The sequence below is a fragment of the Aquamicrobium sp. YD-1-mutant5 genome (assembly GCF_059509755.1).
The window spans coordinates 17,255-35,890 of the sequence record NZ_JCAKKP010000001.1; the positions used below are offsets into that span (position 1 = coordinate 17,255).

The 18,636-nt window shown below is 64.1% G+C and carries 17 protein-coding genes and 1 riboswitch; of the genes, 12 read left to right on the forward strand and 5 right to left on the reverse strand.

Annotation, left to right across the window (positions count from 1 at the left end):
* Window positions 1-2 precede the first annotated feature (2 nt).
* From cobG to AC5XE7_RS00120, 5 genes are all read right to left on the reverse strand, one after another.
* Window positions 3-1,460, reverse strand: a complete 1,458-nt coding sequence (gene cobG, locus AC5XE7_RS00100; protein ID WP_495364624.1) for a precorrin-3B synthase — start codon at window positions 1,458-1,460, stop codon at window positions 3-5.
* Window positions 1,457-4,786: a cobaltochelatase subunit CobN gene (cobN, locus tag AC5XE7_RS00105; RefSeq protein WP_495364623.1), complete on the reverse strand. Its 3,330-nt coding sequence runs from the start codon at window positions 4,784-4,786 to the stop codon at window positions 1,457-1,459. The genes cobG and cobN overlap by 4 nt, the downstream gene beginning before the upstream one ends.
* A 34-nt stretch (window positions 4,787-4,820) precedes the next feature.
* On the reverse strand, window positions 4,821-5,858 hold the full coding sequence (gene cobW, locus AC5XE7_RS00110) for a cobalamin biosynthesis protein CobW (protein WP_495364622.1): 1,038 nt from the start codon (window positions 5,856-5,858) through the stop codon (window positions 4,821-4,823).
* On the reverse strand, window positions 5,855-6,274 hold the full coding sequence (locus AC5XE7_RS00115) for a DUF1636 family protein (RefSeq protein ID WP_495364621.1): 420 nt from the start codon (window positions 6,272-6,274) through the stop codon (window positions 5,855-5,857). Before AC5XE7_RS00115 ends, cobW begins: the two co-directional genes overlap by 4 nt.
* 37 nt (window positions 6,275-6,311) lie before the next feature.
* Window positions 6,312-6,513: riboswitch (cobalamin riboswitch) on the reverse strand.
* A gap of 16 nt (window positions 6,514-6,529) precedes the next feature.
* A complete protein-coding gene (locus tag AC5XE7_RS00120; protein ID WP_495364620.1) occupies window positions 6,530-7,732 on the reverse strand; it encodes a winged helix-turn-helix domain-containing protein in 1,203 nt (400 codons plus the stop codon).
* Between the two features lie 316 nt (window positions 7,733-8,048).
* On the opposite strand from AC5XE7_RS00120, the gene AC5XE7_RS00125 reads away from it, so the two are divergent.
* From AC5XE7_RS00125 to nuoK, 12 genes are all read left to right on the forward strand, one after another.
* On the forward strand, window positions 8,049-8,414 hold the full coding sequence (locus AC5XE7_RS00125) for an NADH-quinone oxidoreductase subunit A (RefSeq protein WP_183830936.1): 366 nt from the start codon (window positions 8,049-8,051) through the stop codon (window positions 8,412-8,414).
* Window positions 8,405-8,986 (forward strand): NuoB/complex I 20 kDa subunit family protein, encoded by a 582-nt coding sequence (locus AC5XE7_RS00130; protein WP_495364619.1) that lies wholly within the window; start codon window positions 8,405-8,407, stop codon window positions 8,984-8,986. Before AC5XE7_RS00125 ends, AC5XE7_RS00130 begins: the two co-directional genes overlap by 10 nt.
* A 6-nt stretch (window positions 8,987-8,992) precedes the next feature.
* A complete protein-coding gene (locus AC5XE7_RS00135; protein ID WP_280197683.1) occupies window positions 8,993-9,595 on the forward strand; it encodes an NADH-quinone oxidoreductase subunit C in 603 nt (200 codons plus the stop codon).
* On the forward strand, window positions 9,596-10,786 hold the full coding sequence (locus AC5XE7_RS00140; RefSeq protein WP_239799045.1) for an NADH-quinone oxidoreductase subunit D: 1,191 nt from the start codon (window positions 9,596-9,598) through the stop codon (window positions 10,784-10,786).
* Window positions 10,786-11,907 (forward strand): NADH-quinone oxidoreductase subunit E, encoded by a 1,122-nt coding sequence (locus AC5XE7_RS00145; RefSeq protein WP_495364618.1) that lies wholly within the window; start codon window positions 10,786-10,788, stop codon window positions 11,905-11,907. Before AC5XE7_RS00140 ends, AC5XE7_RS00145 begins: the two co-directional genes overlap by 1 nt.
* A gap of 10 nt (window positions 11,908-11,917) precedes the next feature.
* Entirely contained in the window at window positions 11,918-13,222 is a 1,305-nt protein-coding gene (nuoF, locus tag AC5XE7_RS00150) for an NADH-quinone oxidoreductase subunit NuoF (protein ID WP_239799043.1), read from the forward strand.
* A gap of 161 nt (window positions 13,223-13,383) precedes the next feature.
* Window positions 13,384-13,869: a helix-hairpin-helix domain-containing protein gene (locus AC5XE7_RS00155; RefSeq protein ID WP_495364617.1), complete on the forward strand. Its 486-nt coding sequence runs from the start codon at window positions 13,384-13,386 to the stop codon at window positions 13,867-13,869.
* 70 nt (window positions 13,870-13,939) lie between these two features.
* Window positions 13,940-16,021 (forward strand): NADH-quinone oxidoreductase subunit NuoG, encoded by a 2,082-nt coding sequence (nuoG, locus tag AC5XE7_RS00160; RefSeq protein ID WP_495364616.1) that lies wholly within the window; start codon window positions 13,940-13,942, stop codon window positions 16,019-16,021.
* Between the two features lie 3 nt (window positions 16,022-16,024).
* The gene (nuoH, locus tag AC5XE7_RS00165; protein ID WP_280197677.1) at window positions 16,025-17,071 is read left to right on the forward strand and encodes an NADH-quinone oxidoreductase subunit NuoH; all 1,047 of its coding nucleotides are present in this window, start codon (window positions 16,025-16,027) and stop codon (window positions 17,069-17,071) included.
* Window positions 17,071-17,562 carry an NADH-quinone oxidoreductase subunit NuoI gene (nuoI, locus tag AC5XE7_RS00170; protein WP_183830919.1) on the forward strand — a complete coding sequence of 164 codons (492 nt, stop codon included), beginning with the start codon at window positions 17,071-17,073 and terminating at the stop codon, window positions 17,560-17,562. The genes nuoH and nuoI overlap by 1 nt, the downstream gene beginning before the upstream one ends.
* A 134-nt stretch (window positions 17,563-17,696) precedes the next feature.
* Entirely contained in the window at window positions 17,697-18,317 is a 621-nt protein-coding gene (locus AC5XE7_RS00175; protein WP_495364614.1) for an NADH-quinone oxidoreductase subunit J, read from the forward strand.
* A 1-nt stretch (window position 18,318) separates the two neighbouring features.
* Window positions 18,319-18,627 (forward strand): NADH-quinone oxidoreductase subunit NuoK, encoded by a 309-nt coding sequence (gene nuoK, locus AC5XE7_RS00180; RefSeq protein WP_183830915.1) that lies wholly within the window; start codon window positions 18,319-18,321, stop codon window positions 18,625-18,627.
* Window positions 18,628-18,636: the final 9 nt, after the last annotated feature.

Below are 18,636 nucleotides of genomic sequence, written 5' to 3' on the forward strand. Positions count from 1 at the left end.
TCTCATCCCTGCATAAAGGCGTTTGTTACGGCAACAGCGCCCAGTCGGGCAAGGCAGGCGGCCACGGTTTCGCCGGATCGGCGGTTCCGGCGCGCCAGCGCAGCGATTCGTTCCATCCCGGCCTGAGCGTCCACAATCACCGTGCCGGCTGCTTCCGGCGATCTGGCGCTACCGTCTAGCGCGATTCCTGCGCCTCCGTAATGGCCGACGAGGGTGATAGCTGCCGGTGCAGGATGGGCGCAGCCTTTGGCGCAGCCTGAAACATGGAGCGTGAAGGACCCGTCGAGAAAATCCGCATCATGTGCTGCGATGCGCTCGGCCAGTGCGCGCGTGGCGATCCGGCCGGAAGCACAGGCCGGGGCACCCGGACAGGCGGCGATCGACAGGCGCGGGTCGTGCGCTTCGGTGATGAAGCCGAGAGAGGTGGCGGCATCGCGCAGGGTTTCGCAGGGGTCGAGGTTCATGCCGGGAAACAGCAGCGCGCGGGATGGGGCGGGGCGGATTTCGGCTGCGCCGAGCGCAATCGCGCCCTGCGCCAGAGCGATGATGTTTTCGGCCGGCATCGAGCCGAAGGGCAGGCCGATTCCGAGGACGCATCTGCCGTCCACCAGCGGGAACGTGGCGATGGGAGTGCCTTTTGGCAGGGCTTGCAAATTACCCCTCTCTGGCCCGCCGGCCATCTCCTCCACAAGGGAGAAGACCGGAGTTTGAAAAGCGCTTTCGCCAGTCTCCGGCGCTGCAAATGCGGAGCCGGCATTCAAGCCGCTTTTCTCCCTCTTTGGGGCGGAAATGGCAGGCTGACCGGAGAGGAATATTCTCTCAGCGATATGCTGCGCGTCCAGATCGCGCGCCCTTGCCTCGTGGCCCAGGGGGGCGATGGCTTCGAGGATCAAGATGGTTGCGGCGCAGGCGTGTGCCTCGTCGACAAAGCCGAGTGGCCGGGCGCTCGCAGCAGTTCCGCCGATGGCAAGCTGCCATGCTGGCATGTCGCCGCACGCGGTGAGACGCACATCGGCCGATATGCGGTCCATCGGCACGCGGCCGCCGCCGTCGACCACCACGGAAACCTTCGGGCCAAGCCGCGCGCTGAGGCCGGCTTTTTCGATGGCCGCCCGGATTTCATTTGCCAGTGGACGGGGATCGGCGATTTCTTCGGCGTCGATGCCGGCCAGCGGACCGGTCTCCACCGGCACGCCGATGCGCACATCGATCTCCATCGCATCGACATCGCGGGCCAGCGCCTGCGCGGATTGCGGTGTGAGGCCGCGGATCTGGATCGAGCCGCGCGCCGTCACCTCGACGATGCCGTTGCCGTGGCGCAGGGCCGATTCGCAGAGTCCGATCAGTGCCTTGGGCGATAATCCTCCAGCAACGGTTTTGAGGCGGGCGAGCAGGCCGTCGCCGGTCTGCATGGGCGTGGAGAGCGCGGGGCATGCGCCGCGTCTGGCGAAGGCGTTCATGCCGCCACCTGCCGTGCCTCGGCAATGAGGGCCGCAAGGTCGTCGTCTATCGCGTTGCGCAGCGGGTGCCACAGGCCGCGCCGGCGGGCGGAGAGAAAACGCTCGGCGATCAGCGCCGCCGCCTCGCGGTTTTCGCGCAACAGAAAGGCACGGACGTTTTCATCGCCCAGATATGCGTCGTGAACGGCCTCGATCAGCGCACCCGGAATGGCGTGGGTGGTTTCGGCGAAACCGACCAGACGGTCTACGGTCTCGGCGAACTCGGAGGCGCCGCGCGGGCCGTGGCGCATCTGGCCGGCGATGAAGCGCGGGTTGATGGCGCGGGCGCGAACAACACGGGAAACCGCCTCCGATACCGAACGCGGTTTCGGCTTTGCCGGATCGGTGGTGTCGAGCACGATGACGTCGGCATTGCGGCCGAGCGCTGCAAGGGCGGCCGAAAACCCGCCGATGAATGCGACATCGGCGGAGCCTTCGAGAATGTCGCGGCCGGGATCGTCGCCGGTGTGAACCAGCAGGTCGGCCTCCGAAAGGCGGTCCGCGAACGCGCCGGGCGCGGCCACGCCTTCGCCCTCTGCGCCGCCATAGGCGTGCGAGGCGCTGTCGAGATAGGCGCGGCCGATTTCCTCGCGGCTTTCCCAGTCGCCGCTGGCAAGCAGGCTTTCGATTCCCGCCCCGTATGTTCCGGGCGATGAGCCGAAGATACGCGGCCCGATGCGGCCCTCTGCGCGGGCAAGGGCGGCCAGCGGGTTTTCGTCGTCGGTCTCGTCGCGTGCGGCGACTGCGCGCGCGGCGGCGTCGATCAGCGCGATCTGGGTCGGGAACATGTCGCGGAACAGACCGGAGATGCGCCAGGTGACATCGACTCGCGGGCGGCCGAGCACGGCCGGCGGCAGCACCTCGATGCCGGTGACGCGGCCGGTGGCCGCGTCCCATTGCGGACGGCAGCCCATCAGGGCCAGACCCTGCGCAATTTCCTCGCCGCCGGTGCGCAGCGAGGCCGAGCCCCACAGGTCGATGACCAGCGAACGCGGCCAGTCACCATGGCTTTGCAGATAGGTTGTTACCACCTCGCCGGCCGCCGCACTGCCGAGATCGAAGGCGGTGGGCGTCGGCATGGTGCGCGGATCGGCGGTGAACAGGTTGCGGCCGGTGGGCAGCACATCGGTCCGGCCGCGCGCCGGGGCGCCGGACGGGCCGGCGGTGACGTGGCGGCCGTCGAGCGCGGCGAGAAGGCCGGTTTTTTCGGCCTCGGCGCTTTGCAGTCGCAGCGGGTCGGTTTCGTCAGCCGGAGCGCGGCCATAGATGTGCAAGCCGTCCTTGATGGCGAAATCCTTGAGGTCGCACAGCCAGGCATCGATGCGGCGCAGCGCCTCGTCGGGCGCGTCGGTGGTTGTCACGCCGGCCTCGACGGCAAGCCCCGTCTCTGCGGCGGTTTCCACGATCAGCTTCGCCAGCCGGTCGCGACGACGGCGGTCGAGGCCGTCGGCCTGCGCATATTCGTCCACCAGCCGTTCCAGCTTCTGCTGATGCTCGTCCAGTCCGGCGCTGGTGAGCGGCGGCGGCAGATGGCCGAGCGTGACGGCTGAAATGCGCCGCTTCGCCTGCGCCGCCTCGCCGGGATTGGAGACGATGAACGGATAGACGACCGGCAGCGGGCCGGTGACGATCTCGGGGAAACAGCTTTCGCTGAGCGCCACAGTTTTGCCCGGCAGCCATTCCAGCGTTCCGTGTGCGCCGACATGGACGATGGCCTGGGCGTCGAGCACCTTTTGCATCCACAGCCCGAAGGCGACCAGTTCGTGGCGCGGGGGCAGGGTGGGGTCGTGGTAATCGGACCGGCGGTCTTCCGAGCGGCCACGATCCGGGGCGAGGGCGACGGTGACGTTGCCGAAACTGGCGGCGCGGAAGGTGAAGTGGGTTCCGGCAGGTTCGCCCCATGCGCCGGTTACGGCCTCGCGTGCCTCGGCGGGCAGCTTGGCGAAGTGAGTTTTGTAATCATCGACAGCCAGTGCGTGGCTGCCGCAGTCGATTATATCGAGCAGGGCGCGCGGCGATTGCGGAATCCGGTCAACGACATAGCCGGCGTCCTTCAGGTCGTGAAGCATGGCAAGCACGCTGTTCGGCACATCGAGACCCACGGCATAGCCGGTGCGGCCCGGCGCGCTCGGATAGTCGGGGATGAGGATGACGATGCGACGATCGGCCGGCGGCGTGGAGCGAAGGCGCAGAAACGCGGAAAGCCGCCGCGCCACCTGCGCGATGCGATCGGGCACCGGCTGGTTGACGTTGGCGCGCAGGCCGAGTGCGGCATCGGCATCCGCCTCGGTCTTGAAGGAAATGGCGCCGGCCATGATGCGCCCGTCGAGTTCGGGTAGCACGGCGTGCATGGCGAGATCGGCGGGCGCAAGGCCGCGCTGGCCGCTTTCCCAAGCCTCGCGTTTTGTCGTGGCGACGACCACCTGAAACACCGGAATGCCGGTGCGGTCGAACAGCGTTTCCGCACCCGGTTCGGCACCTGAAGCGAAGGCCGTGGCGGTGACGATGGCTGCTGGTTGCAGAGCCGCGATTGCCTCTTCGACAAAGCCGAGAGAGGCTGCGTCTTTCAGGCTGGAGACGAAGACAGGCACTGCCGCGATGCCGGTGCGGCGCAGTTCCGTCGTCAGCGCATCGATGGGGGCGATGTCGTTCGCCAGCAGCATGGAACGGTAGAACAGGATCGGCACGACGGATGCAGATTTGTCGTCCGCCAGCAGCGGTGTTTCGACAACGCCTGTTCCGGGTTCGTAATAGCCGGCCCGCGGCACCGGCGTGGGAGCCGCAGCATCGGCCTCATGGCCGGCCAGCCTTGCCAGACGGCGCACCAGCGCCTGCATGTTGGCCGGGCCGCCTTCGCGGAAATAGCCCAGCAGCAGGGAAAGTTCCTCGCTGGGCAGGGTGGAGGCCTGCGCCAGCCGCTCGTCCTCGTCGCGGCATTCGCCGGGCAGCAGTGCCAGCCTGATGCCTTTGGCGCGGGCGATGGCGGCAAGCTGGTCGCAGCCATAGCGCCACCAGTCATAGCCGCCCAGAAGACGTACCAGAATGACCTTTGCGTGGCTGGCGACGCTGTCCACCCACAGATCGACCGACATGGGGTGGCGCAGGTCGCGCAGGGCCGCCAGCCGCATCGAGGGCAGGCGATCCGCGTCGGCTTTCCACGCGGAGGCCAGGGCGGCCAGATCGCTGTCGGTAAAGGACAGCGCCACCACCTCGCCTGGCGTCTGGCGCAGGTCGACCGGCTCGATGACGTCATCGAGCGAGGCGGAGGTGGTGGTCAGGATATGCATGGTTCAATCCTGATGAGCGGCGCGCCTGCCGTGTTCAGCCCGCCAGTATCTTCTCGATCGCCGGCTGGTCGAGACCTTTCAGGCCGATGACGACCAGCTGCGAACGGCGCTCGTCCTGCGCCGTCCAGGCGCGATCATAATAATGATTGACGCGCGCACCAACAGCCTGAACCAGCAGGCGCATCGGCTTGCCCGCAACGTCCACGAAACCCTTGACGCGCAGCACGTCCTGCTGCTCGGCAGCGATGGCGATGCGGCGGGCGAGGTCCTCGGGATCGGTGACAGCAGCGATGTCGACGATAAAGGTGTCGAAATCGTCGTGCTCGTGATCGCCGACGCCGTCATGATGCGACTTGCGGTTTTCGATGTCGTCCTCGACGGCGAGACCGAGGCCGAGCAGGATTGAAGGATCGACCTTGCCGTGCTCGGACGGAACCACCTTCACCGCCGGCCCGATATGGGCATCGACGATCCTGCGGGCGCGCCCGGCGGCGGCTTCATCGAGCAGATCGTTCTTGGAGAGGATGATGAGGTCTGCGCAGGCGACCTGATCCTCAAAGACCTCCTCGATCGGGTCGTCATGGTCGAGCGACTCGTCTTCTGCGCGCTGGGCGGCAAGCGCGTCCATGTCGGAGGCAACCTTGCCCTCGGCAAGGGCCGGGCCATCGACCACGGCAATGACGCCGTCGACGGTGACGCGGCTTTTCACGCTCGGCCACTGGAATGCCTGCACCAGCGGCTTCGGCAAAGCGAGGCCGGAGGTTTCGATCAGGATGTGGTCGACCTTAGGCGTGCGCGACAGGATCTGGTCGAGCGCCGGCACGAAATCGTCGGCAACCGTGCAGCAGATGCAGCCATTGGCCAGTTCGACGATGTTTTCCTCGGGGCAGGTGTCGATGCCGCAGCCTTTCAGGATTTCGCCATCGACGCCGACATCGCCGAATTCGTTGACGATGAGGGCGAGCCGCTTGCCTGCGGATTGTTCGAGCAGGTTGCGGATCAGCGTGGTCTTGCCGGCGCCGAGGAAGCCGGTGACGACGGTGCAGGGCACGCGGGTGGCGTTTGCGGTCATGATTGGTCCTTCAGAAGGGTCAGGGGAGGAATGCGCGCGACAAGGCCGCGCTTGAGTGAGTCTGGGCGGCCGCGCCACGGAATTTTTCCGTCTTCGGCGTTGGCCAGCTGACACGCGCCGATCACCAGATCGGCGCCGCTGTCCTCGGCGAGGTCGCCGAAGACATAGCTCCAGGCCCCGTCGTGCAGGATGGAGGCGCTGAGGCGGCGCTTGCAGTTGCCGAGGCATTCCACCGTGCGCACCTCGACTGGCTGGCCGGCGGCGGCGCGGCGCGTGTTTTCGGCCAGCTTCTCACCGGCGCGCGGATGCGTATCCGAGCCGCTGGCGTCGCGACAGGAAATGCAGACGATGATCGTGGTGTCGCTGGTCCGGTTGCCGGACTGGCCGGTTTCGCAGGCGGCGGGATTGCTGTCCAAAATACGCTCCTTGCCCGGGACACCCGCCAGGCTTGCGGCTTTTCTCGTACAGACGGCAGGTCTCCTGGCTTGCGGGTCATCGCCCTGATGCCGCCTTCCCGGGGATAACCCAGTGGCTGCCGGCAAGGGCTCGTCGCTTACAGTTGCGGGCACAGCCGCGGAGTCGGGAAAAATCCCTCACCGCGTTCCCTCTTAGCTCCCCTTCTTTGAAAGAGGAGACCGTCGCGGGGATTTAGGCTTGGGCGGGTCGCACTGTCAACGCGCGGCGATGGCGGACAGCGCAGGTCCGAGGCTGCCGGCCGGGGTGATTTCCATGCGATCGAGTTGCAGCCACTGGCGCATCTGGTCCAGCTCTTCGCAAAGTGCGGCTGCGGTTTCGGGCGGTGCGTCGGGTTCGGCATAGGCGGCATGGACGCGCAGAATGCCGGCGGGTCGGTCCGCTTTCAGATCGACGCGTGCGACAATCCTGTCGCCCAGCAAAAAGGGCAGGACATAATAGCCATATTGCCGCTTTTCGGCCGGCGTGTAGATCTCGATCCGGTAGCGGAAGCCGAACAGGCTTTCGGTGCGGTCCCGCTCGAACACCAGCGGGTCGAAAGGGGCGAGCAGGGTGCGGGCCTCGATCCTGCGCGGCAGACGCGCGTCGCGGTGCAGATAGGCTTGCCTGCTCCATCCTTTGACGGTGACGGGAATCAATTCCCCTTCCTCGACAAGATCAGCGATGAGCGGTGCGGTCTCGGTCGCGGCAAGTCGAAAGTAATCGCGCAGGCAGGCGGCGGTGGCGATGCCATGGGCGCGCGCGGAAATGCGCAGCAATTCGCGCTGGGCATCCGCCGGAGAGGGAACCGGCAGGTCGAGGACTGCCCGGGGCAGAACGCGTTCCGGCAGATCGTAGACCCGCTCGAACCCGCGCCTGTGGGCGGTGGTGATTCTTCCCGCCCAGAACAGCCACTCAAAGGCCATCTTTGCCTCGCTCCAGCCCCACCAGCCGCCGGAGCCCTTGTGGCCGTCCATGTCGGAGGCGGCGAGCGGGCCGCGCGTTTCAACTTCGCGAAATATCTCCGCGATGAAATCCGCGCGCTCGCGGCCGAACCTGGCCAGTCCGCGATACATCTCCTCGCCGCGCTCTGCCCTTTCCATGCGCCATCGCAACAGCGGATAGGTCTCCAGCGGCAGCAGCGAGGCCTCATGCGCCCAGTATTCGAAAAGCTGGCGCTTCGCTCCCGGACGGGCCGCGTCGTCGAGCAGCGAAAGCGGGTAGGGGCCAAGCCGCGAATAAAGCGGCATATAGTGCGCCCGCACCACGGCGCTGACCGAGTCGATCTGGAAAAGTGCGGTGCGGGAAACGACACGGGAGACGTGTCGGCGGTCGGGTGCACTTTTTGCGCGAGGCGCGCCGAAGCCCTGCGCGGCCAGCGCAATGCGACGTGCAAGGGCGGGGGAAATGGTTTCCTTCATATGATCCAAGCCTATCTGGAGTCATGGTTTACAGCAGCCCGATTCCTGCACGCTACCAGCTAAACCCCGGGAATACTGTCAGGACTAAAAGTGGAGTAAAAAGTGAAGGAAATCAAAGATGATCAGTTTTGTCGCAGATAGTGTGCAGTGCAGCGTTTTGAACAAGGTTTGACTTGCTTCGGCCATCCGCCTGCGCTAACCCTCGCCGCGTTGCAGCATGGGGCCGAAGAGGTTCCAGGGCAAATCTGTCACGCTTCCGTAACAGGGCCGGCTGCGCTAGTCTCAGGCGGATCCGCCGCCAACGGAAAGTTGCAGCATGAACGAGTTGCTAAGTTCGTATCTGCCGATCGTCATCTTTATCGGCGTGGCACTGGTGATCGCACTGGCGCTGATCGTGGCTCCCTTCCTGGTGGCCTATCGCGACCCCGATCCTGAAAAGCTGTCGGCCTACGAGTGCGGTTTCAACTCGTTCGACGATGCCCGCATGAAGTTCGACATCCGCTTCTATCTGGTGTCGATCCTGTTCATCATCTTCGATCTGGAGGTGGCGTTCCTGTTCCCGTGGGCGGTTTCGTTCGGCGATATCGGCATGCTCGGATTCTGGTCGATGATGGTGTTCCTTGGCGTTCTCACCATCGGCTTCATATATGAGTGGAAGAAAGGGGCGCTGGAATGGGATTGATCAGCGATTCCGGCACGCTCGTCGCGCCGCAGCCTAAGGGTATCCTCGATCCGCGTACCGGAAAGCCGGTCGGTTCGGATGATCCTTTCTTCATCGGCATCAACGACGAGCTGGCCGACAAGGGCTTTCTCGTCACTTCGACCGAGGCGCTCATCACATGGGCGCGCACCGGCTCGCTGATGTACATGACCTTCGGTCTGGCCTGCTGCGCGGTGGAGATGATCCACACCGCCATGCCGCATTACGACAGCGAGCGCTTCGGCGTCGCGCCGCGCGCTTCGCCGCGCCAGTCCGACATCATGATCGTGGCCGGTACGCTGACCAACAAGATGGCCCCGGCGCTGCGCAAGGTCTACGACCAGATGCCGGAACCGCGCTATGTGATCTCCATGGGCTCCTGCGCCAATGGCGGCGGCTACTATCACTATTCCTATTCGGTGGTTCGCGGCTGCGACCGCATCGTGCCGGTCGATATCTACATACCGGGCTGCCCGCCCACAGCCGAGGCGCTGCTCTACGGCATTCTTCTCCTGCAGAAGAAGATCCGGCGCACGGGTACGATCGAGCGGTGATGAAATATGAGTGAAGCACTCACAGAGCTTGCCGCCCACATCGCATCGAGGGGTGGTGTCGAGGTCCTGCACAGCGAGCTTGCCTATGGCGAGCTGACGATCACCGTTGCGCCGGCAGATATCGTGAAGATTTCGCGTTTCCTGCGCGATGACGAATCCTGCGGCTTCGTGTCGATCATCGACGTGTCGGGTGCGGATTACCCGGCGCGCGCCAACCGCTTCGATGTGAATTATCATCTGTTGTCGCCGCGTCGGAATCTGCGCATCCGCGTCAAGGTTCACGCGAACGAAGAGACCATCGTGCCTTCCGTCACCGAGGTGTGGCCGGGCGCAGACTGGTATGAGCGCGAAACCTACGATCTTTATGGAGTGCTGTTCTCCGGGCATCCGGATCTGCGCCGCATCCTCACCGATTACGGTTTTGAGGGGCATCCGCTGCGCAAGGACTTCCCGCTGACCGGCTTTGTCGAGGTTCGCTATGACGACGAGGCCAAGCGCGTCGTTTACGAGCCGGTGGAACTGAAGCAGGAGTTCCGCAATTTCGACTTCCTCTCGCCCTGGGAAGGCACCGACTATGTGCTGCCCGGCGATGAAAAGGTGAAGCAGTAAATGGCTGAAACCTCCGTCCGCAATTTCAACATCAACTTCGGTCCGCAGCATCCGGCGGCGCACGGCGTTCTGCGCCTCGTTCTGGAGCTGGATGGCGAGGTGGTCGATCGCGTCGACCCGCATATCGGGCTTTTGCATCGCGGCACCGAGAAGCTGATGGAGCACAAGACCTATCTGCAGGCCGTGCCTTATCTGGACCGGCTCGACTACTGCGCCCCGATGAATCAGGAGCACGCCTTCGCGCTGGCCGCGGAGCGTCTTCTGGGAATCGAAGTGCCGAGGCGTGGCCAGCTGATCCGCGTGCTCTACTCCGAAATCGGCCGCATCATGTCGCACATCCTCAATGTGACGACGCAGGCCATGGACGTCGGCGCGCTCACCCCGCCGCTGTGGGGCTTCGCCGAGCGCGAGAAGCTGATGGTGTTCTACGAGCGGGCCTCCGGCTCGCGCATGCATGCGGCTTATTTCCGGCCGGGTGGTGTGCATCAGGACCTGCCGCAGAAGCTGATCGAGGATATCGGCAACTGGATCGATCCGTTCCTGAAGACTATCGACAATCTGGATGCGCTTTTGACGCCCAACCGGATCTTCAAACAGCGTAACGTCGATATCGGCGTGGTTTCGCTTGAGGATGCATGGGCCTGGGGCTTCTCCGGCGTCATGGTGCGCGGTTCGGGCGCGGCATGGGACCTGCGCAAGTCGCAGCCTTACGAGTGCTATTCCGAGATGGAATTCGACATTCCGATCGGCAAGAACGGCGATAATTTCGACCGCTATCTCATCCGCATGGAAGAGATGCGCCAGTCGGCGCGGATCATGCGCCAGTGCGTCGACTTGCTGCTGGGCAAGGAGAGCACGGGTCCCGTCTCCAATCTGGATGGCAAGGTGGTTCCGCCCAAGCGCGGCGAGATGAAGCGCTCGATGGAAGCGCTCATCCACCACTTCAAGCTCTATACTGAGGGTTACAAGGTTCCGGCCGGCGAGGTCTATGCCGCCGTCGAGGCGCCCAAGGGTGAATTCGGCGTCTATCTGGTGTCGAACGGCACGAACAAGCCGTATCGCTGCAAGCTGCGCGCGCCGGGCTTTGCCCATCTGCAGGCCATGGATTTCCTGTGCAAGGGCTACATGCTCGCCGACGTTGCAGCCATCCTCGGCTCCCTCGACATCGTGTTTGGTGAGGTCGACCGCTAATGAGTGTCCGCCGTCTCGCAGAAGCCAGCGTCCAGCCAGCGGCATTCTCCTTCAACGAGGAGTTTGCTGCGGCCGCGCAGAAGTGGATCGCAAAATACCCGGAAGGCCGGCAGCAGTCGGCCATCATCCCGCTGCTCATGCTCGCACAGGAGCAGGATGGCTGGGTGACCAAGGCCGCCATCGAGAACATCTGCGACATGCTGGGCATGCCCTATATTCGCGGGCTTGAGGTCGCGACCTTCTACACCCAGTTCCAGCTCAAGCCGATCGGAACGCGCGCGCATATTCAGGTGTGCGGCACCACGCCCTGCATGCTGCGCGGCGCGGGCGAGCTGATGGATGTGTGCCGCTCGAAGATCCATCACGAGCAGTTGCATCCCAATGCCGACGGCACGCTGTCATGGGAAGAGGTCGAGTGCCAGGGCGCCTGCGTGAACGCGCCCATGGTCATGATCTTCAAGGATTCCTACGAGGATCTGACGCCGGAGCGTCTGGCCGAGATCATCGATGAGTTCGAGGCGGGCAGGGGCGATTCCGTGCCGACAGGGCCGCAGACCGACCGTTATTTCTCCGCGCCGGCTGGTGGTTTCACGGCCCTGACCGATGAGAAAGCCATTCTGAAATCGACCCGCGATCGCGAGGCGAAGGCTGCTGCCGGAGCTGCCGCGGCCGCAGAGGTTCCGCCTTCCAATGCCGCCCGGCCAAAGACCGATGCGCCCGAGACCAGCCCGGCTCTGAAGACGCCGGCGGAAGTCAAGGCATCACCTGCGGGCGAAAAGGCTGCAAGCGTTGCCGCGCCTGCTGGAAAGGTATCTGCAAAGCCGGCAAAACCATCGCTGGACGACAAGAACCGGCCCGCCGGCATCGCCCGCCCCGCGGCGGTTGACGATCTGAAACTCATCTCCGGCGTCGGGCCGAAGAACGAGCAGGTACTGCATGAGCTTGGCATTTTCACCTTCGCGCAGGTCGCGGCGTGGAAGAAGGCCGAGCGCGAATGGGTTGACGGCTATCTGAACTTCCATGGCCGTATCGAGCGCGAGGACTGGGTCAAGCAGGCCAAGGCGCTCGCCAAGGGTGGCGTGGACGAATATGTCCGCGTCTTCGGCAAGAAGCCGGTTTGAGGGAAGAACGATGCTTCAGGACAAGGATCGCATCTTTACCAATATCTACGGTCGCTTCGACAGATCGCTCGCGGGCGCGATGTCGCGCGGTTGCTGGGATGGCACCAAGGGCATCATCGAAAAGGGCCGTGACTGGATCATCAACGAGATGAAGGCGTCGGGACTGCGCGGCCGTGGCGGCGCGGGCTTCCCGACAGGCATGAAATGGTCGTTCATGCCCAAGGTCAGCGATGGCCGTCCGAGCTATCTCGTTGTCAATGCCGACGAATCCGAGCCCGGCACCTGCAAGGACCGCGACATTCTGCGTCACGATCCGCACACGCTGGTCGAGGGCTGCCTGCTTGCCGGCTTCGCCATGGGCGCGGTGGCCGCCTACATCTATGTGCGCGGCGAGTTCATGCGCGAGCGTGAAGCGCTGCAGCGCGCCATCGATGAGGCCTATGACGCGAAGCTCATCGGCAGGAACAACAAGAACGGCTACGATTTCGACATCTACGTTCACCATGGCGCGGGCGCCTATATCTGCGGCGAGGAAACAGCGCTGCTCGAAAGCCTTGAAGGCAAGAAGGGCCAGCCGCGCCTGAAGCCGCCGTTCCCGGCGAATATGGGCCTCTATGGCTGCCCGACGACGGTCAACAACGTGGAATCGATCGCCGTTGCACCGACCATCCTGCGCCGGGGTGCGGCGTGGTTCTCGTCCTTCGGGCGTCCGAACAATGTCGGCACCAAGCTGTTCATGCTGGTCGGCCACGTCAACACGCCCTGCACGGTCGAGGAAGAGATGGGCACCACCTTCCGCGAACTGGTGGAGAAGCATGGCGGCGGCATTCGCGGCGGCTGGGACAATCTGCTGGCGGTCATTCCCGGTGGCGCGTCGTGTCCGGTGGTCAAGGCCGAGGACATCATCGACTGCCCGATGGATTTCGACGGTCTGCGCGAGCGCAAGTCCTCCTTCGGTACGGCGGCCATGATCATCATGGACAAGTCGACCGACATCGTGAAGGCGATCGCGCGGCTCTCCTACTTCTTCAAGCATGAGAGCTGCGGCCAGTGCACGCCATGCCGCGAAGGCACGGGCTGGATGTGGCGGGTGATGGAGCGGCTGGTGCGCGGCGAGGCGCAGAAGAGCGAGATCGACATGCTGCTCGATGTCACCAAGCAGATCGAAGGCCATACCATCTGTGCGCTCGGCGATGCGGCGGCATGGCCGGTGCAGGGCCTGATCCGCAACTTCCGCCCGGAAATCGAGCGGCGTATCGACGAATTCACCCGCAACTCCCACCGGGTCGAGCCGGTTCTGGTCGCGGCGGAATAAGCGGCTGCCGCGCTGAAAGACGACAAGGCAGGAACGGAAAGGAAACCGGAACGCAGCCAGATGGCAGGAGCAGGCACAGGACTGAAATCCTGCCGGTGCAGACCGATTTGAAAAGCTTCGAGGCAATGCAGAACAACGCACCACAGATGATACCGAGCGAGATGGCCAGCGCCGTGAATCTGCTCGTCCATCCGGCGGCCGGGATGGCGGCTGCGTCGGCGCTTGGGTTAGGTCTGGCCAGTCAGGCTTTCGGGATCTGGCTTGGCGCGTTCAATGGTGCGAGCGAAGTTTCCCAGAAGCTGTTCCAGTCCTTCGAGGATGCTTCCGGGCACGACAACGGCAAGGCGGCTGCGGGCAAAGCTGCACCGCGTCCGGCGAAGGTCGCTGCTGAACCGGCGAAGACACATCAGCCGCAGGCGCTGGACAAGCCGTCAGCCCCTGATGATCTGAAAGCGATCGCAGGTATCGGACCCAAGCTTGAGATGGTCCTCAATGGCTATGGCATCTGGACTTACCGTCAGATTGCGGAATGGACGGATGCCGAGATCGCGTGGATGGACGACACGCTCGGTTTTCGCGGCCGCATCCGGCGCGACGACTGGGTCGGGCAGGCAGCGGCGCTGCAAGACGGGCAACGGGTAAAGTAAATCAAGGCAGGGCGCGGCTTCGATAGCGCCGGCAATGAAGATCGCGGCACGGCTGCGGGGTTGAGGCGAAATGGCAAAGCTCAAGGTCGACGGGAAAGAGATCGAGGTACCCGACCACTACACGCTGCTGCAGGCAGCGGAAGCGGCGGGCGCGGAAGTGCCGCGTTTCTGCTTCCATGAACGGCTGTCGATCGCCGGCAACTGCCGCATGTGTCTGGTCGAGGTGAAGGGCGGTCCGCCCAAGCCGCAGGCTTCGTGCGCCATGGGCGTGCGCGATCTGCGCCCCGGCCCGGAAGGCCAGCTTCCCGAGGTGTTCACCAACACGCCGATGGTCAAGAAGGCCCGCGAAGGCGTGATGGAGTTCCTGCTCATCAACCACCCGCTGGATTGCCCGATCTGCGATCAGGGCGGCGAGTGCGACCTGCAGGACCAGGCGATGGCCTTCGGCGTCGATTCCTCGCGTTTCCACGAGAACAAGCGCGCCGTCGAGGACAAATATATCGGTCCGCTGGTCAAGACGATCATGACGCGCTGCATTCACTGCACGCGCTGCGTGCGCTTCACCACGGAAGTGGCCGGCATTTCCGAGCTTGGCCTGATCGGCCGTGGCGAGGATGCCGAGATCACCACCTATCTCGAACAGGCGATGACCTCCGAAATGCAGGGCAACGTCATCGACCTGTGCCCGGTCGGCGCGCTGACCGCGCGTCCCTATGCCTTCCAGGCGCGTCCGTGGGAACTGACCAAGACGGAATCCATCGACGTGATGGACGCGGTCGGCTCCGCCATCCGCGTCGACACGCGCGGCCGCGAGGTCATGCGCATCCTGCCGCGCATCAACGAGCAGGTGAACGAGGAGTGGATCTCCGACAAGACCCGCTTTATCTGGGATGGCCTGCGCACGCAGCGTCTCGACCGGCCCTATGTGCGCCGTGACGGCAAGCTGAGGCCGGCAAGCTGGGCCGAGGCCTTCGCCGCGATCCGCGACGCTGTTTCCGCAACCTCGCCCGAGCGCATCGGTGCGATTGCCGGCGACCTTGCAGCGGTCGAGGAAATGTATGCGCTGAAGCGCCTGATGACTTCGCTGGGCTCCGCCAACATCGACTGCCGTCAGGACGGCACGGCGCTCAATCCCGCGCTCGGCCGCGCCAGCTACATCTTCAATCCGACGATCGAGGGCATCGAAGATGCTGATGCGATCCTCATCATCGGCGCCAATCCGCGCTTCGAGGCGTCGGTTCTGAACGCGCGTATCCGCAAGCGCTTCCGCGCCGGCCCGCTGCCGATCGGCGTCATCGGCGAGTTCGGCGATCTGCGCTATGATTACGAAGCGCTCGGCGCCGGTCCCGAGACGCTCAAGGATATCGCCGACGGCAATGGCAGCTTCTTCGAGGCGCTGAAGAAGGCCGAGCGTCCGCTGATCATCGTGGGGCAGGGCGCCCTGGCGCGCACCGACGGTGCTGCCGTGCTCGGTCTGGCTGCGAAACTGGCGACGGCTGTGGATGCCGTCGGACCGGAGTGGAACGGCTTTGGCGTGCTGCACCATGCCGCCGCACGTGTCGGCGGCCTCGACATCGGTTTCGTGCCGGGCGAGGGCGGCCGGGATACGGCTTCCATGCTGGACAACACGGACGTGCTGTTCCTGCTCGGCGCCGACGAGATCGAGATGGACAAGGTGAAGGCCGGGTTCGTGGTCTATGTCGGCACGCATGGCGATGCCGGCGCCCACCGCGCCGACGTGATCCTGCCGGCCTCGGCCTATACCGAGAAGTCGGGCACCTATGTGAACACCGAAGGCCGCGTGCAGCAGACCAGCCGCGCAGGCTTCGCGCCGGGCGATGCCCGCGAGGACTGGGCGATCTTCCGTGCGCTTTCCGATGTTCTGGGCCACAGGCTGCCGTTCGATTCGCTGGCGCAGCTGCGCAGCCAGCTCTATGGCGAGTTTCCGCATCTCGCCCGTATCGACCAGATCGAAACGGGCGCGGCGGAAGACATTGCCGCTGTTGCGAAGCTCGGCGGCAAGACCGACAAGGCCGGTTTCGTGTCGCCGGTGCGCGACTTCTACCTGACCAACCCGATCACGCGCGCCTCTGCCGTCATGGCCGAGTGCTCCGCGCTGGCGCAGGGCGGCTTCCAGCAGGCGGCGGAATAAGACATGGACGACAGCTTCTTCTCCTTCTACATCCTGCCGGCGCTGATCATTCTGGCCAAGTCGCTGGCGCTGCTGGTCATCCTGCTGATCTTTGTGGCCTATATCCTTTACGCCGACCGCAAGATCTGGGCGGCCGTGCAGATGCGCCGCGGGCCGAACGTGGTGGGGCCATGGGGCCTGCTTCAGGCTTTCGCCGACCTTCTGAAATTCGTGTTCAAGGAGCCGGTGATTCCGGCAGGCGCCAACAAGGCGGTGTTCCTTCTGGCCCCGCTGGTGACGTCGGTTCTGGCCATGGCGACATGGGCCGTCATTCCGGTGAACGAGGGCTGGGCGGTTGCCAACATCAATGTCGGCATCCTTTACATTCTGGCGATTTCGGGCCTTGAAGTGTACGGCGTCATCATGGGCGGCTGGGCTTCGAACTCGAAATATCCGTTCCTCGGCGCGCTGCGCTCCGCCGCGCAGATGGTGTCCTATGAAGTCTCGATCGGCTTCGTCATCGTCACCGTGCTGCTGCTGGTCGGCTCGCTGAACCTGACCGACATCGTGATGGCACAGCAGAGCGGCATCGGCACCTGGCTGGGGCTTTCCAACAGCTTCCTCGACTGGCACTGGCTGGCGCTGTTCCCGATGTTCATCATCTTCATCATCTCGGCGCTGGCAGAGACCAACCGTCCGCCCTTCGATCTCGTCGAAGCGGAATCGGAGCTGGTTGCCGGCCACATGGTGGAATATTCGTCGACGGCCTTCCTGCTGTTCTTCCTCGGTGAGTATGTGGCGATCGTGCTGATGTGCGCGCTGACCACCATCCTCTTCCTCGGAGGCTGGCTGCCGCCGTTCGACTTTGCGCCGTTCACCTGGGTTCCGGGCGTCATCTGGTTCGTCCTCAAGGTGTGCTTCGTGTTCTTCATCATCTCGATGGCCAAGGGCGTTCTTCCGCGTTACCGCTACGATCAGCTCATGCGGCTGGGCTGGAAGGTCTTCCTTCCGATCTCGCTGTTCATGGTCGTGGCCACGGCCGCTTTCCTCAAGCTGACGGGGCTTGCCTGATGTCTGCATTCGCTCAAGCGGCTAAGTCGCTGATTCTGAAAGATATCGTGGGTGGCTACTGGCTGGGCATCAAGAAGATGTTCGAGCCCAAGGAAACCATCAACTATCCGCACGAAAAGGGGATGATCAGCCCTCGCTTCCGCGGCGAGCATGCTCTGCGCCGCTATCCGAACGGCGAAGAGCGCTGCATCGCGTGCAAGCTTTGCGAGGCGATCTGCCCGGCGCAGGCCATCACCATCGAGGCCGGCCCGCGCCGCAATGACGGCACCCGCCGCACGGTGCGCTACGACATCGACATGGTGAAGTGCATCTATTGCGGCTTCTGCCAGGAAGCGTGCCCGGTCGATGCCATCGTAGAAGGGCCGAATTTCGAATTCGCGACGGAAACGCGCGAGGAACTCTACTACGACAAGGACAAGCTGCTGGCCAACGGCGACCGCTGGGAGCGGGAGATCGCCCGCAACATGGCGCTGGACGCACCTTATCGTTAAGGGCAGCTGCCGGACGCGGTGTCCGGGCAGCGGCATTTGAGACATGGACGGGCCGCGATGGCTCGTCTAAGGAACACGCGATTTCATGACCGGAGGCGGCATGGAATCAGGATTTGGAAACCCGGGGGATCCCCATGCTTGAAGGACTAGAGGCGGCTTTCTTCTACCTCTTCGCCCTCGTCGCGGTCGCATCGGCCCTGATGGTTATTTCGTCGCGCAATCCGGTGCATTCGGTGCTGTTCCTGATCCTCGCATTCTTCAATGCGGCGGGGCTGTTCCTGCTGGCCGGAGCCGAGTTCCTGGCGCTGATCCTGCTTATCGTCTATGTGGGCGCGGTCATGGTGCTGTTCCTGTTCGTGGTCATGATGCTCGACGTCGATTTCGCCGAGTTCAAGCAGGGTGCACTGCGCTACGCGCCGATCGGCGCGCTGGTCGGGCTGATCTTCGCAGCCGAGCTGATCATCGTAACCGGCGGCTATGTGCTCTCTCCCGAGCTTGGGGCTTCCGTCGCGCGGCCGATCCCGGATATGGCTGAGCGCACCAATACGGCGGTTCTCGGCGATGTCCTCTACACGGATTACATCCATTTCTTCCAGATGGCCGGTCTCGTGCTGCTGGTCGCCATGGTCGGCGCCATCGTTCTGACGCTGCGCCACAAGCAGGGCGTCAAGCGGCAGTCGATTTCCGAGCAGGTCGGCCGCACACCGGAAACCTCCATCGAAATACGCAAGGTCGAGACGGGGAAGGGCATCTGACATGACCGTCGGCATCGGACATTATCTGACACTCTCGGCTATCCTGTTCACGATCGGCGTGTTCGGCATCTTCCTGAACCGCAAGAACGTCATCGTCATCATGATGTCGATCGAGCTGCTGCTGCTGGCGGCCAATATCAATTTGGTCGCCTTTTCCTCGGTGCTCAACGATCTGATGGGGCAGATTTTCGTGCTGTTCGTGCTGACCGTCGCAGCGGCCGAAGCGGCGATCGGCCTGTCCATTCTGGTGGTTTTCTTCCGCAACCGCGGCTCCATCGCGGTGGAAGACGTGAATATGATGAAGGGCTGAGGCGTAACC